Here is a 13,496-nt window from a genome sequence, read left to right as displayed (position 1 = left end):
GGGGCACCGGCCGAGGAGCCCGCGGCGCTCCGCAGCTGCTCGGTGGATCTCGATACGCCCTCTCCGAGGGCTGCTCGATCAGCATGGCCGGCGGACCTCTCCGACGGCTGTCCGGTCAGCAGGCGGACCATGCTGGTCGAGCAGCCGCGCAGCGGCGTCTCGAGACCCGCCGTCAGCAGAGCGGTCAGCGCCAGCCGGTGCCGCGGAAGCGCACCGTGCGCGGCTCGATCGGCTCCTCGCCGTCCTCCGCGTCGGAGCCGCCGGTCGGGCGCTCCAGGACGACGTCGAGCCACGAGTCCGCCACGCCGTCGAGCAGACCGGCGCCCCACTCGACCACGACGACCGAGTGCTCGAGGTCGAGGTCGAGGTCGTCCAGCTCCACCGCGGAGCCGACGCGGTAGGCGTCCACGTGCACGAGCGGCGGGCCGCCGTGCAGCGGCGGGTGCGTCCGCGCGATCACGAAGGTCGGGCTGGTCACCGGCCCGCGCACCCCGAGCCCCTCGCCGAGCCCGCGGGTGAAGGTCGTCTTGCCCGCCCCGAGCGGCCCGGTCAGCACCAGCAGGTCGCCGGCGCGCAGCACCCGGCCGAGGGAGCGGCCGAGCTCCTCCATCGCCTCCGGATCCGCGATTTCGACGGTGCGGTCGGCGAACCAGTCCCGCTCAGGCACGGACGCCTCCCGCAGAGCCGCCGACCGTCCTCCGTGGAACGCGGTGCCCGACCCGGGTGACGAGCTCGTAGTTGATGGTGCCGCACCAGCGCGCCCACTCGTCGACCGACGGGACCCCGGTGGTCGGGTCGCCCCAGAGCGTCACCGGGTCGCCGACCACGACGGGAGCATCCCCGACGTCGACGACGAACTGGTCCATCGCCACCCGCCCGGCGATGCGGTGCCGGCGCCCACCGATCGACACCTCGGCGACACCGGAGGCGGCGCGCGGGATCCCGTCGGCGTAGCCGAACGGCACCAGCGCGAGCGTCGTCTCGCCGGACGCGCGGTAGGCGTAGTCGTAGCTGACGCCCGTCCCCGCGGGCACTCGCCGCACTCCGGCCACCCGCCCCTGCAGGGTCATCGCCGGCACCAGGCCGAGCCCGAGGGACGTCTCGTCGTCGAACGGCGAGAGCCCGTACACGCCGATCCCGGTGCGCACCTGGTCGAGCCGCGCCTCCGGCAGGCGGAGCGCCGCGGCCGTCGCGGCCAGGTGCACCAGCGGCGCCGGCGTGCCGTGCGCGCGCAGCACCTCCTCCGCGCGGCGCAGCAGCGCGAGCTGCGCGAGGTCCTCCTCGCGCGAGGTGTTGGAGAGGTGCGAGAACAGCCCGGTGAGCTGCAGCGAGCCGCGCGCCGCGTGCTGCACGAGGGACTGCGCGAGCGGCACCCACTCCGCCTCCGCCGCCCCGTTGCGGCTGAGTCCGGTGTCGACCTTGAGCTGCACCGCCCCGCGCACGCCGCGGTCCTCGGCGGCCTGCGCGAGCCGGTCGAGCTGACCGACCGAGGAGACGGCGACCTCGATCCCGTGCTCGAGGGCGGTGTCGAAGTCCTGCTCGGGGTCGTGCAGCCAGCAGAGCACCGGCGCCAGGATCCCGGCCTCGCGGAGCGCGACCGCCTCGTCGAGATCGGCCGTGCCGAGCGCGTCCGCGCCGCCGGCGAGCGCCGCCTGCGCGACGGCGAGCGCGCCGTGCCCGTAGGCGTTCGCCTTGACGACCGCCATCAGCCGGGGCGCGGACGTCAGCTCCCGGAGCCGCGCCGTGTTCGCCGCGACGGCGTCCAGATCGATCAGCGCCTCGCGGAAGGCCAGCGGCGCGATCACGACTCGGCCACCACGAACGCGCAGGCGACCCCGGCGTCGTGGCTCATCGAGAGGTGCACCCGCGCGATCCCGCGCGACTCCGCCGCCGCGCGCGCCGCGCCGTGCAGGACGAAGGACGGATTCCCGTGCTCGTCCCGCTCGACCACCATGTCGTGCCAGCGCGCGCCGGCGGAGTCGCCCAGCGCCTTGATCAGCGCCTCCTTCGCCGCGAACCGTCCCGCCAGCGAGGGCGTCGGCAGGTCGCGTTCGCTCTCGGCGAACAGCCGCTCGCGGAGCCGGGGCGTGCGGGAGATCGCCCGCTCGAAGCGCGCGAGATCCACCACGTCCACGCCGATCCCGACGATCACGGCAGGGTCACTCGACCGTGACCGACTTGGCGAGGTTGCGCGGCTGGTCGACGTCGAGGCCCTTGGCCGAGGCGAGCTCCATCGCGAACATCTGCAGCGGCGTCACGGCGAGCAGCGGCTCGAACAGCGGGTCGGCCAGCGGGATCGGCACGACCTCGTCGGCGATCTGGATCGCGGCCGCGTCGCCCTGCTCGGCGATCGCGATCACCCGTGCCCCGCGCGCCTTGATCTCCTGGATGTTCGAGATCACCTTGCGCTGCAGCTCGTAGGACTCGCTCGGGCTCGGCACGATCACGAAGACGACCTGACCCGGCTCGATCAGCGCGATCGGCCCGTGCTTGAGCTCGCCCGCAGCGAAGCCCTCGGCGTGGATGTAGGCGAGCTCCTTGAGCTTGAGCGCGCCCTCGAGCGCCACCGGGTAGCCGACGTGGCGGCCGAGGAAGAGCACCGCGCGGGTGTCCGCCATCCAGCCCGCGAGCTGCGCGATCGCCTCGGAGGCGTCGAGCACCCGCGAGAGCTTCTCCGGGATCGCGGCGAGCTGCGCGGCCTGCGAGGCGATCAGCTCGGGCGTGGCCGCCCCGCGCACCGCGGCCAGGTGCAGGCCGAAGAGGTAGAGCGCCGCGATCTGCGCGACGAACGCCTTGGTCGAGGCGACCGCGACCTCCGGGCCGGCGTGGGTGTAGAGCACGGCGTCGGACTCGCGCGGGATCGTCGCCCCCTGCGTGTTGCAGACGGAGAGCGTCTTCGCGCCCTTCTCGCGGGCGTACTTGACGGCCATCAGCGTGTCCATGGTCTCGCCGGACTGGCTGATCGAGACGACCAGGGTGCGCGGGGTCAGCACCGGGTCGCGGTAGCGGAACTCGTGGCTCAGCTCGACCTCGACGGGCACGCGCGCCCACTTCTCGATCGCGTACTTGGCGACCATGCCGGAGTAGGCGGCGGTGCCGCAGGCGATCACGGTGATGCGGTCGATGTCGGTGAGGGTCGCGTCGAGCGACGCGAGCTCCGGCAGCACGATCGCGCCGTCCTGGATGCGGCCGAGCAGCGTCTTGGCGACGGCCTCCGGGCCCTCGCTGATCTCCTTGGCCATGAAGCTCGACCAGCCGCCCTTCTCGGAGGCGGAGGCGTCCCAGGCGATCTCGAACGGCTCGGTCTCGACGGGGTTTCCGAAGAAGTCGGTGACGGTCACCTCGTCCGGCGTGATGGTGACGATCTGGTCCTGCCCGATCGCGACCGCGCGGCGGGTGAACTCGACGAACGCGGCGACGTCGGAGCCGAGGAAGTTCTCGCCGTCGCCGAGGCCGATCACGAGCGGCGAGTTGCGGCGCGCGCCGACGACGACGCCGGGCTGGTCCTGGTGCAGCGCGAGCAGCGTGAAGGCGCCCTCGAGGCGCGCGACGACGGCCTGGAACGCGAGCACGAGATCGCCGGTGCGGCGGTGCTCGCGGGCGATCAGGTGCGCGGCGACCTCGGTGTCGGTCTCGCTCTCGAAGACCGCGCCCTCGGCGAGCAACTCCTCCTTGAGGGGCTGGAAGTTCTCGATGATGCCGTTGTGGATGACCGCGAGGCGCCCGTCGTCCGCGAGGTGCGGGTGCGCGTTGCGGTCGGTCGGGCCGCCGTGGGTCGCCCAGCGGGTGTGCCCGATGCCGGTGGTGCCCTGCGCGATCGGGTGCGCCTCGAGGTCGTCGACGAGGACGCTGAGCTTGCCGGAGCGCTTGCGGCTGTCGATCCGGCCGTCGGCGTCGATCACGGCCACACCGGCGGAGTCGTACCCGCGGTACTCCAGTCGCTTCAGTCCCCCGAGCAGCACGGCCAGGCTGTCGCGCGCGCCGACGTATCCAACGATTCCACACATGCGCTCGATCCTAATCGCGCGCGGGGGCGCTCCTGCGGCGACGGGGCCGAGCCGCGACGGCCGCTAGGATCGTGCAGATGTCCTCGTCAGCTCGCGAACCCGGGCGCGAGGCGCACCCCTCCCCGTTCGTCGAGATCGTCCGCTCCGACTGGGCCGAGCTCGCCCGCAGCACCGAGCTGCCGCTGAGCGAGACCGAGGTCGTGCAGCTGCGCGGGCTGGGCGACCGGCTGAGCCTCACCGAGGTCGCCGAGGTGTACCTCCCGCTGTCCCGCCTGCTGACCCTCTACGCCGGCGGCGCGCGCCAGCTGCACCGGGCGACGAGCACCTTCCTCGGCGAGCGCGCGCAGCCCACTCCGTTCGTGATCGGCGTCGCCGGCTCGGTCGCGGTCGGCAAGTCGACCATCGCCCGCCTGCTCCGCGAGCTGCTCGCCCGCTGGGACGACACCCCGCGCGTCGAGCTCGTGACGACCGACGGCTTCCTCCTGCCCAACAGCGAGCTGGAGCGGCGCGGGCTGATGAGCCGGAAGGGCTTCCCGGAGTCGTACGACCGCCGCGCGCTCCTGCGCTTCGTCTCGGAGGTGAAGGGCGGGGCGGCCGAGGTGCGCGCTCCGTTCTACTCGCACCTCTCCTACGACATCGTCCGCGACGCCGAGATCGTGGTGCGGCGACCGGACGTGCTGATCGTCGAGGGACTGAACGTCCTGCAGCCGCCCGCGCCCGGGCACGGCCTCGCCGTCAGCGACCTCTTCGACTTCACGGTCTACGTCGACGCCCGGACGAGCGACATCGCGCGCTGGTACGAGGAGCGGTTCCTCGCGCTGCAGCAGGGCGCCTTCGCGAGCCCGAACTCCTACTTCCACCGTTACGCCTCGCTGACGCCCGACGAGGCGCGCGAGCGGGCCCGCAGCATCTGGTCCTCGATCAACGAGCCGAACCTGCTGCAGAACGTGCGGCCCACGCGCTCGCGCGCGAGCCTCGTCCTGCGCAAGCAGGCCGACCACACCGTCTCCTCGGTGCTCCTCCGCAAGATCTGACGCGAAGTCCCGGCGGCTGGTCTCGATACGCGCCTCCGGCGCTACTCGACCAGCATGGGAGGCGGCAGGTCTCGATGCGCGCCTCCGGCGCGGCTCGACCAGCAGGCGGCGAGCAGGCCGAGTCATGCCGTGGCTCGCCCAGCGAGCAGGCGGAATCATGCTGATCGAGCAGCCCCGCAGGGGCGTCTCGAGATCTCCGGGCCAGCGGCGGGCGAGGCCGCTAGGCCGCGACGCGCAGCTGCTCGAGCACGACGGCCGCGAGGGACTCGGCCAGCCGGTCGGCGGTCTCCTTGGTGGAGGCCTCGACCATGACCCGCACCATCGGCTCGGTGCCCGAGGGTCGGAGCAGCACGCGCCCGCCGGTGCCGAGCTCGCGCTCCGCCTCGGCGATGGCGGCCGCGATGACGGCGTCGTCGTGCACGCCCTCGCGGTCGACGCCGCGGACGTTGACGAGCGTCTGCGGGAACACCCGCATCACCGAGGCGAGCTCGGCGAGCGACTTCCCGGTCCGCGCCACCTCGGCCGCGATCTGCAGCCCGGTGAGGACGCCGTCGCCGGTCGTCGCGAAGCGGCTCATGATGACGTGACCGGACTGCTCACCACCGAGCGAGTAGCCGCCGTCGTTCATCGCCTCGAGCACGTAGCGGTCGCCCACGCCCGTCTCGATCACGCGGATGCCGGCGTCGGCCATCGCGGTCTTGAGGCCGAGGTTGCTCATCACCGTGGCGACGAGCACGTTGTCGCGGAGGACGCCGCGACGGGCCATCGAGGTCGCGAGGATCGCCATGATCTGGTCGCCGTCGACGACGCGCCCCTCGGCGTCGACCGCGAGGCAGCGGTCCGCATCGCCGTCGTGCGCGATGCCGAGATCGGCGCCCGCCTCGCGGACCGCCTCGGCGACGTGGTCGAGGTGGGTCGAGCCCACGCCGTCGTTGATGTTGATGCCGTCCGGATCGTTGCCGATCACGGTGACGGTCGCGCCGGCATCCGTGAAGACCTCCGGCGAGATGCCCGCGGCGGCGCCGTGCGCGCAGTCGATGACCACGTGCAGTCCGTCCAGGCGGGTGCTGCCGAGCGAGCCGAGCAGGTGGAGGACGTAGCGGTCCTCGGCGTCGGCGAAGCGGCGGATGCGGCCCACGTCGGGGCCGAGCGGCGTGAGCGGCGGGACGCCGAGAGCCGCCTCGATGCGGTTCTCGAGCTCGTCCGGGAGCTTGCGGCCGCCGGCCGCGAAGAACTTGATGCCGTTGTCGGCGGCGGGGTTGTGCGACGCCGAGATCATCACGCCGAAGTCGGCGCTCTCGTCGGCGATGAGGTAGGCGGCGGCGGGCGTCGGGATCACTCCTGCGTCCAGCACGTCGACGCCGGCGCTCGCGAGGCCGGCCGCGACGGCGGCACCGATGAACTGGCCCGAGATCCGAGGATCGCGGGCCAGGACGGCGAGGGGCCGACGGCCCTCCGCCCGGGCGGCCGCACCGAGTACACGGGCGGCCGCCTGAGCGAGGCCGAGGGCCAGGTCGGCCGTGACGTCGCGATTCGCGAGGCCACGGACGCCATCTGTTCCGAACAGGCGCGGCATGATGCCAGTCCCCTTCTGAAGCTGCTGATCGGCGGCCACGGGGGCCGCAGCGACTAGCGCTTCGAGAACTGGGACGCCTTGCGGGCCTTCTTGAGACCGGCCTTCTTGCGCTCGATGACGCGAGCGTCGCGGGTGAGGAAGCCGGCCTTCTTCAGAAAGGCGCGGTTGTTCTCGCGGTCGATCTCGTTCAGCGCACGCGCGATCGCGAGGCGGAGCGCGCCGGCCTGGCCGGAGGGGCCGCCGCCAGTGATCTTCGCGACGACGTCGTACGAGCCGAGGAGGTCGAGGACCTTGAACGGGTCGTTGATCAGCTGCTGGTGCAGCTTGTTCGGGAAGTACTCCGCGAACTCGCGGGCGTTCACGGTCAGGCTGCCGGAGCCCGGGACCAGGCGCACGCGGGCGATGGCCTGCTTGCGACGGCCCACGGCTGCGCCGGAGACGTTGAGGACGGCGCGGGGCGTCGAGGACGCCTCGGTGGCCGGGCTTTCGGTGGAGTAGCTCTCGGGAGCCACGTCGATCTGGTCTGCGATCTTCGCCACGGTGTAGGTGATCCTTTGTCTTCGAAGTCTGGGGTGTCGGGGAGGGCCGGAGCCTACTGGGCGACCTGGGTGAAGGCGTACGCCTTGGGCTGCTGAGCCGCGTGAGGGTGCTCGGTGCCCGTGTAGACCTTCAGCTTGCGCAGCTGCGCACGACCGAGGGAGTTCTTGGGGAGCATTCCGCGGATGGCCTTCTCGACGGCGCGGATCGGGTTCTTCTCGAGGAGCTCGGCGTACGTGGTGGCCGTGAGGCCGCCCGGGTAGCCGGAGTGGCGGTACGCCTTCTTCTGGAGGAGCTTCTGGCCGGTCAGGGCCACCTTCTCGGCGTTGACGATGATGACGAAGTCGCCCATGTCCATGTGCGGCGCGAACGTCGGCTTGTGCTTGCCGCGCAGGAGCGCAGCGGCGTGGGTGGCCAGACGGCCGAGCACGACGTCGGACGCGTCGATGACGATCCAGTCGTGCTGGACGTCAGCCGGCTTCGGAGAAAAAGTGCGAGTCACGTGAGTGCTGCTTTCTGATCGGAGTGAGGAGTTCGTGAATCCCGCTCCGTGGCCGTTCGACCCGCGAGGGGGCCGAACCGATCCGGTGGAGGGCTCAACTTCGGGTGCCGGCACGCGGCCGAGAACACCAAGGGTCGACAGTACAGCAATCCGCACCGGAGCGGAAGCTCACGGGCTCGCCGCCGCGCTCCCCCGGGCGGTCCGGGTCAGGAGTCGTCCTGTCCCAGCGCGGCCAGGACCTCGGTCGCCAGCTCCTCGAGCGGGGCCTGGCCGCCGACGTAGGAGCGGAGCGAGAGCAGCCGGTCCCCGGCCAGCACGACGACCGTGGCGGCCGGGTCGACCGCCGGGTCGCCGGCGCGGAAGAAGGCGACGTCGCCCAGCCCGCTCGGCTCGACGGGGGCCTCGGACTCCTGCGCGGTGACGTCGGCCGTGGTGGCGCCGGTGGCCGTCTGCAGGACGAGCGCGGCGGGGTTGCCCGCCATCGCCCAGGCGCAGCCCGACCCCTGGTCCGAGGCGGTGACGAAGCCCTCGGGCAGCTCGAGGGCCGCCTCGATCGCCGTCACCGGCAGCACCGCGGCGCAGTCGAGGACCTCGACCGTCGCACCGGCGGTCGGCTCGGCCGCGGGAGCGGTCGGCACCGCGGTGGGCACGGCGGTCGGCGCGGTGGTGTCCACCGCGGCGGCGGGCGCCCGGTCCGGCACGTCGATCGCCGACGACGAGCAGCCGGCCAGCAACAGCGCCGCCGGCAGGACGAGCGCGGCGACGAGCGCGCTCCCGCGGTGGTTCCTTCGGATCACTCGTCGTCCTCCCCCTGGGCGTCCCCGCCGGGCAGGGTGCGCTTCACCCGGGTGAGCACCGCCCGCTCGGCAAGTTCCGAGTCCTCAGGGTAATCGACCTCGCGCAGGATGAGGCCGCGCGCCGGCATGACCGCGAAGGCGTTCGTGCGGCGGGCGGCGTCGCGCAGCAGCGGGAGCTCGCCCGCCTCCAGCTTGCCGATCCCCACGGCCACGCAGGAGCCGACGAGGGCGCGCACCATGCTGTGGCAGAAGGCGTCGGCGCGCAGGTGGGCGTGCAGCACGCCGTCCTCGTCCCGCTCCCAGGTGAAGTCGAGGAGGCTGCGGATGGTGGTGGCTCCGACGCGCGCGCGGCAGAACGAGGCGTAGTCGTGCAGGCCGAGCAGCGACTCGGCCGCCTGCGCCATCACGCCCTCGTCGACCGCCTCGTTGATCCAGGTCGTGAAGCCGCGCTCGAGCGGCCGCCGCAGCGAGGTGCGGTCGGCGAGCCGGTACTCGTAGCGCCGCCAGCGCGCGGAGAAGCGCGCGTCGAAGCCCTCGGGCGCCCGGGTCACCCGGTGCACGGACAGGTCCGAGTACTGACCGAGGATGCCCTGGAGCTTGCGCTGGAGCACGACCTCGGGCGCGACCTTCTCGGTGCCGGCCCGCGGGCTGCCGTTCAGGCGCGACCACTGCTGGGGCGTGAGGTCCAGGTGCGCCACCTGCGCGCTCGCGTGCACGCCGGCGTCGGTCCGGCCCGCGACGGTGACCACCGTCCGCTCCTCCGAGCGCAGCAGCACGCCGAGCGCGTCCTCGAGGACGCCCTGCACCGTGCGGAGGCCGGGCTGGAGCGCCCAGCCCGCGAAGTGGGTGCCGTCGTAGGCCAGATCGAGGCGGACGCGGTGGAGCACCCGACGAGTCTAGGTCGTCCGCCGGGCCGTTCCGGGTCGCCGGATCAGCCGGCCGAGAGCCGGACGCCGAGCGAGTCGAAGACGGCCACCGCCCAGTCGGCGAGGACGTCCTGGTCCCCGACGAAGGACTCGACGTGCAGCTCGTAGCCGCCCGCCAGGACGGCCAGCTGGGACGGCGTCGCCGCCGAGCCCTCGAGCCGGTAGGCCGCCTCCCCCAGCGGAGCCGGCACGGCGCCGACGGCCTCCCCCGCACCGGCGAACGTCTCCGCGAGCCGCGCGGGCCCGACGCTGACGAGGACCGCGGACGGATTTCCGGCGATGCCGTAGGAGCAGGAGTCCTCCGCCTGGACGAGCACGGCCGTTCCGGCGGGCAGTCCGACCGCCGTCTCGACCGCTGAGGCGGGCAGTGCCGCGGAGCAGTCGAGGGCGGGAGCCGACGCCGCGACGGTCGCAGCGGTCGCGCTGGGCACGGACTCGGGGGCGGCGACCGAGCTCGGTGCCGTCGTGCGCGCCGACTCCGGCACGTCGACGACCCCGGTGGAGGAGCAGCCCGCCAGCAGGGCCGTAGCGGCGAGGAGCAGGACCGCATGGTGCGCGCGCACGGAACTCCTCCTGCTGGCCGACGAGGACGGGGGTCCGGGTACCGGACGCATCCCGACCCTCTGTCGGGACGATCCCGCCATCGTAAGCGACGTTCCGCGCCACCGAGCACTCAGGAGTGCCACGGCCGGGAACGACGAGAGCCCCCCGTCCCCGAGGGGGCGGAGGGCTCTCGAGACGCGCTCGGGACTACTTGGTCTCGGCGGTCGTCTCGACCGGGGCGTCCTCGACGGGCGCGTCCTGGACGGTCGCGTCGGCCTCGGTCGTGTCGGCGACGGGCGCCTCCTCGACAGTGGCGTCCTCGGCGGGGGCGTCCGCGACGACGGCCTCGTCCTCGACCGGAGCCGAGACGGGAGCGGCGCCGGTGCGCGACTTCTTGACCTTCGGCGTCACGGGCTCGAGGACGAGCTCGATGACGGCCATCGGGGCGTTGTCGCCCTTGCGGGGACCGATCTTCGTGATGCGGGTGTAGCCGCCCTCACGCTCGGCGACGAGCGGCGCGATCTCGGTGAAGAGCTCGTGCACGACGCTCTTGTCGCCGATGGTCGCGAGGACGCGGCGGCGGGCGTGCAGGTCGCCGCGCTTCGCGAACGTCACCAGACGCTCGGCGAGGGGACGCAGGCGCTTGGCCTTGGTCTCGGTCGTCTTGATGCTCTTGTGCGTGAACAGGGCCGCGGCCAGGTTCGCGAGCAGCAGACGCTCGTGTGCGGGACCGCCTCCGAGGCGGGGGCCCTTCGTGGGCTTGGGCATGGCTTTACTCCAGTACTAAAGGGGTGTCAGAAGGTCGAACGCCGGAGCGGAGACCTAGATGCTCTCGTCGTCGTAGCTGTAGAAGTGGGCGCCGTCGAACCCGGGGACCGAGTCCTTCAGCGACAGGCCCAGCTCCGTCAGCTTCTCCTTGACCTCATCCACCGACTTCTGACCGAAGTTGCGGATGTTCATGAGCTGCGTCTCCGAGAGGGCGACGAGCTCATTGACGTTGTTGATGCCCTCGCGCTTGAGGCAGTTGTAGCTGCGCACCGAGAGGTCGAGGTCCTCGATGGGCATGGACAGCTCGGTCGAGAGGACGGCGTCGACCGGCGCGGGGCCGATCTCGATGCCCTCGGCCGCGTTGTTCAGCTCGCGGGCGAGTCCGAACAGCTCGGTCAGCGTGCGACCGGCCGACGCGATGGCGTCGCGCGGCGTGATCGCCGGCTTCGACTCGACGTCGACGACGAGGCGGTCGAAGTCGGTGCGCTCGCCGGCACGGGTGGCCTCGACGCGGTAGGTGACCTTGAGCACGGGCGAGTAGATCGAGTCGACCGGGATCTGGCCGGCCTCGGAGAACTCGCTGCGGTTCTGGGTCGCCGACACGTAGCCGCGGCCGCGCTCGATGGTGAGCTCGAGCTCGAACTTCGCCTTGTCGTTCAGGGTCGCGATGACGAGGTCCGGGTTGTGGATCTCGACACCGGCCGGAGCCGAGATGTCGGCGGCGGTGACCTGGCCGGCGCCCTGCTTGCGCAGGTAGGCGGTGATCGGCTCGTCGTGCTCGGAGGAGACGACGAGTCCCTTGATGTTCAGGATGATCTCGGTGACGTCCTCGCGGACGCCCGGGACGGTCGTGAACTCGTGCAGGACTCCGTCGATCCGGATGCTGGTGACAGCGGCGCCGGGGATGGAGGACAGCAGGGTGCGACGCAGCGAGTTGCCGAGCGTGTAGCCGAAGCCGGGCTCGAGGGGCTCGATGACGAAGCGGGAACGGAACTCCGAGATGTTCTCCTCGGTGAGCGTCGGACGCTGTGCGATAAGCACTGTTGATTCCTTTCGATCACGTGTCCGCTATATGACACGTGCGTTTGCGAGTCTGAAGTTGTGAAAGAAATGCGCGATCCGCCGGCCGGCCTCACGTCGCGCTGGAGAGCGCTTCGTTCGGCCGGCCGACGGCTGCGAGTGCTGCGTTAGACGCGACGGCGCTTCGGCGGGCGGCAGCCGTTGTGCGCCTGCGGGGTGACGTCGTTGATCGAGCCGACCTCGAGGCCTGCGGCCTGGAGCGAGCGGATCGCGGTCTCGCGACCCGAGCCCGGGCCCTTCACGAAGACGTCGACCTTCTTCATGCCGTGCTCCTGCGCCTGACGCGCGGCCGACTCGGCAGCGAGCTGGGCGGCGAACGGCGTCGACTTGCGCGAGCCCTTGAAGCCGACTCCACCGGACGAGGCCCAGCTGATGACGGCCCCGGCGGGGTCGGTGATCGACACGATGGTGTTGTTGAACGTCGACTTGATGTGGGCCTGGCCCACAGCGATGTTCTTCTTCTCCTTGCGGCGCGGCTTGCGCGCGGCCGACTTGGGGGTAGCCACTTGTTATCTCCTCTAGGTCCGTGTCGCCCGCGTTACTTGCGGCCGGCCTTCTTCTTGCCGGCGACGGTGCGCTTCGGGCCCTTGCGGGTGCGAGCGTTCGTCTTGGTGCGCTGTCCACGGACCGGGAGGCCGCGACGGTGGCGGATGCCCTCGTAGGACCCGATCTCGACCTTGCGGCGGATGTCGGCGGCGACCTCGCGGCGGAGGTCTCCCTCCACCTTGTAGTTGCCCTCGATGTAGTCGCGGAGCGCGACGAGCTGGTCGTCGGTGAGGTCCTTGACGCGGATGTTGCCGTCGATCCCCGTGTCGCTCAGCGTCTTCAGCGCGCTCGTGCGGCCGACTCCGTAGATGTAGGTCAGTGCGACCTCCACGCGCTTCTCGCGCGGGATGTCTACTCCTGCCAGACGTGCCATGGTGGCTTCTCCTGTGAGTGAGTGGAGGTGTGAAGCAACGTCGGTGCCTCGGCCTCCGACCGAAGGTGTCCTCGCCGTTCACTCCGGGAGACCCGGGGTGCTGCGCGATTTCTGACGTTGCGGGGTGGTGTGTTGCCGTGCTGCTGGGCGGTTTCCCGCCCGCGCTCCTCGCAGGAGCGCCGGGAGTCCCGGAGGACTAGCCCTGGCGCTGCTTGTGGCGGGGGTTGCTGCTGCAGATGACCATCACGTTGCCGTGGCGGCGGATGATCTTGCAGTGGTCGCAGATGCGCTTGACGCTGGGGTTGACCTTCATTGTTCTGTTCCTTGTTTTCGCTGGCGTCGTGCTCCCGGCGGATGCCGGGGCCGTTCCTTACAGGACACGCACGTCGCGAACTGAGCGGAGCGAACGTCTACTTGTAGCGGTAGACGATCCGGCCGCGGGTCAGGTCGTAGGGGCTGAGCTCCACGATCACGCGGTCCTCAGGGAGGATGCGGATGTAGTGCTGACGCATCTTGCCCGAGATGTGGGCGAGAACCTTGTGTCCGTTGGTGAGCTCCACGCGGAACATCGCGTTGGGGAGCGCCTCGACAACCGCACCTTCGATTTCGATGACACCGTCTTTTTTGGCCATAGCCTCACTGTCGTTCGGAAGTAGTGTGTGTACTGGTCGTGCGAATGCTTCCGCGACGATCCTCCCCCCGGGCGGAGCCTGGGGAGCGGTGCGCGGGCGTGCCGGAGCACGCGCAAACACCAAGGGTCGATACTACGCGAATCCCCGCTTCTCCGCCAGCCCGGGCGTGTCGCCT

General features: G+C 71.6%; 17 protein-coding genes. 1 reads left to right on the top strand and 16 read right to left on the bottom strand.

What is annotated here, in order from left to right; translation table 11 throughout:
* Window positions 1-184 precede the first annotated feature (184 nt).
* From tsaE to glmS, 4 genes are read right to left on the bottom strand one after another with little or no spacing between them, the layout of a single operon-like run.
* On the bottom strand, window positions 185-610 hold the full coding sequence (tsaE, locus tag MT350_RS02120; protein ID WP_243600611.1) for a tRNA (adenosine(37)-N6)-threonylcarbamoyltransferase complex ATPase subunit type 1 TsaE: 426 nt from the start codon (window positions 608-610) through the stop codon (window positions 185-187).
* 49 nt (window positions 611-659) lie between these two features.
* On the bottom strand, window positions 660-1,805 hold the full coding sequence (gene alr, locus MT350_RS02115) for an alanine racemase (protein ID WP_243600565.1): 1,146 nt from the start codon (window positions 1,803-1,805) through the stop codon (window positions 660-662).
* Window positions 1,802-2,152: a holo-ACP synthase gene (locus MT350_RS02110; protein WP_243600564.1), complete on the bottom strand. Its 351-nt coding sequence runs from the start codon at window positions 2,150-2,152 to the stop codon at window positions 1,802-1,804. Before MT350_RS02110 ends, alr begins: the two co-directional genes overlap by 4 nt.
* A 7-nt stretch (window positions 2,153-2,159) precedes the next feature.
* Entirely contained in the window at window positions 2,160-4,007 is a 1,848-nt protein-coding gene (gene glmS, locus MT350_RS02105; RefSeq protein ID WP_123702134.1) for a glutamine--fructose-6-phosphate transaminase (isomerizing), read from the bottom strand.
* Window positions 4,008-4,084: 77 nt separating this feature from the next.
* Between glmS and coaA the strand changes: the two genes are divergently transcribed.
* Window positions 4,085-5,041, top strand: coding sequence for a type I pantothenate kinase (gene coaA / locus MT350_RS02100; RefSeq protein WP_123445076.1), 957 nt, complete (start codon window positions 4,085-4,087; stop codon window positions 5,039-5,041).
* Between the two features lie 220 nt (window positions 5,042-5,261).
* On the opposite strand, the gene glmM is transcribed toward coaA, so the two are convergent.
* The 12 genes from glmM to infA form a co-directional block, all read right to left on the bottom strand.
* Complete coding sequence (gene glmM / locus MT350_RS02095) at window positions 5,262-6,617, bottom strand: phosphoglucosamine mutase (protein WP_123735040.1); 1,356 nt, start codon at window positions 6,615-6,617, stop codon at window positions 5,262-5,264.
* Window positions 6,618-6,670: 53 nt separating this feature from the next.
* Complete coding sequence (rpsI, locus tag MT350_RS02090) at window positions 6,671-7,156, bottom strand: 30S ribosomal protein S9 (protein WP_243615324.1); 486 nt, start codon at window positions 7,154-7,156, stop codon at window positions 6,671-6,673.
* A gap of 53 nt (window positions 7,157-7,209) precedes the next feature.
* Window positions 7,210-7,656, bottom strand: a complete 447-nt coding sequence (gene rplM, locus MT350_RS02085; RefSeq protein WP_123445074.1) for a 50S ribosomal protein L13 — start codon at window positions 7,654-7,656, stop codon at window positions 7,210-7,212.
* A gap of 206 nt (window positions 7,657-7,862) precedes the next feature.
* Window positions 7,863-8,453, bottom strand: coding sequence for a hypothetical protein (locus MT350_RS02080; protein WP_243615323.1), 591 nt, complete (start codon window positions 8,451-8,453; stop codon window positions 7,863-7,865).
* Window positions 8,450-9,340, bottom strand: coding sequence for a tRNA pseudouridine(38-40) synthase TruA (locus tag MT350_RS02075; protein ID WP_243582569.1), 891 nt, complete (start codon window positions 9,338-9,340; stop codon window positions 8,450-8,452). Before MT350_RS02075 ends, MT350_RS02080 begins: the two co-directional genes overlap by 4 nt.
* Before the next feature lie 44 nt (window positions 9,341-9,384).
* Window positions 9,385-9,942, bottom strand: coding sequence for a hypothetical protein (locus MT350_RS02070; protein WP_243615322.1), 558 nt, complete (start codon window positions 9,940-9,942; stop codon window positions 9,385-9,387).
* 187 nt (window positions 9,943-10,129) lie between these two features.
* Window positions 10,130-10,690, bottom strand: coding sequence for a 50S ribosomal protein L17 (rplQ, locus tag MT350_RS02065; RefSeq protein ID WP_243615321.1), 561 nt, complete (start codon window positions 10,688-10,690; stop codon window positions 10,130-10,132).
* Between the two features lie 54 nt (window positions 10,691-10,744).
* Window positions 10,745-11,731, bottom strand: a complete 987-nt coding sequence (locus MT350_RS02060) for a DNA-directed RNA polymerase subunit alpha (protein WP_123445069.1) — start codon at window positions 11,729-11,731, stop codon at window positions 10,745-10,747.
* 146 nt (window positions 11,732-11,877) lie between these two features.
* The gene (gene rpsK, locus MT350_RS02055) at window positions 11,878-12,276 is read right to left on the bottom strand and encodes a 30S ribosomal protein S11 (RefSeq protein ID WP_056037257.1); all 399 of its coding nucleotides are present in this window, start codon (window positions 12,274-12,276) and stop codon (window positions 11,878-11,880) included.
* A gap of 32 nt (window positions 12,277-12,308) precedes the next feature.
* Window positions 12,309-12,689, bottom strand: coding sequence for a 30S ribosomal protein S13 (rpsM, locus tag MT350_RS02050; protein WP_056037260.1), 381 nt, complete (start codon window positions 12,687-12,689; stop codon window positions 12,309-12,311).
* Between the two features lie 196 nt (window positions 12,690-12,885).
* Window positions 12,886-13,002 carry a 50S ribosomal protein L36 gene (gene rpmJ / locus MT350_RS02045; protein WP_055787164.1) on the bottom strand — a complete coding sequence of 39 codons (117 nt, stop codon included), beginning with the start codon at window positions 13,000-13,002 and terminating at the stop codon, window positions 12,886-12,888.
* Window positions 13,003-13,099: 97 nt separating this feature from the next.
* Window positions 13,100-13,321 carry a translation initiation factor IF-1 gene (infA, locus tag MT350_RS02040; RefSeq protein WP_022883252.1) on the bottom strand — a complete coding sequence of 74 codons (222 nt, stop codon included), beginning with the start codon at window positions 13,319-13,321 and terminating at the stop codon, window positions 13,100-13,102.
* Between the last annotated feature and the right edge of the window lie 175 nt (window positions 13,322-13,496).

It is taken from the genome of Rathayibacter sp. VKM Ac-2928, assembly GCF_022815545.1.
In the GTDB taxonomy this organism is placed as follows: domain Bacteria; phylum Actinomycetota; class Actinomycetes; order Actinomycetales; family Microbacteriaceae; genus Rathayibacter; species Rathayibacter festucae.
This window is presented reverse-complemented; position numbering and strand designations above follow the sequence as displayed.

Excerpts from the sequence above, each read along its gene's own strand:
- glmS (WP_123702134.1), bottom strand. The coding sequence starts at position 4,007 with ATGTGTGGAATCGTTGGATACGTCGGCGCGCGCGACAGCCTGGCCGTG.
- infA (WP_022883252.1), bottom strand. The coding sequence starts at position 13,321 with ATGGCCAAAAAAGACGGTGTCATCGAAATCGAAGGTGCGGTTGTCGAG.
- rpmJ (WP_055787164.1), bottom strand. The coding sequence starts at position 13,002 with ATGAAGGTCAACCCCAGCGTCAAGCGCATCTGCGACCACTGCAAGATC.
- coaA (WP_123445076.1), top strand. The coding sequence starts at position 4,085 with ATGTCCTCGTCAGCTCGCGAACCCGGGCGCGAGGCGCACCCCTCCCCG.
- rpsM (WP_056037260.1), bottom strand. The coding sequence starts at position 12,689 with ATGGCACGTCTGGCAGGAGTAGACATCCCGCGCGAGAAGCGCGTGGAG.
- rplQ (WP_243615321.1), bottom strand. The coding sequence starts at position 10,690 with ATGCCCAAGCCCACGAAGGGCCCCCGCCTCGGAGGCGGTCCCGCACAC.
- tsaE (WP_243600611.1), bottom strand. The coding sequence starts at position 610 with ATGGAGGAGCTCGGCCGCTCCCTCGGCCGGGTGCTGCGCGCCGGCGAC.
- glmM (WP_123735040.1), bottom strand. The coding sequence starts at position 6,617 with ATGCCGCGCCTGTTCGGAACAGATGGCGTCCGTGGCCTCGCGAATCGC.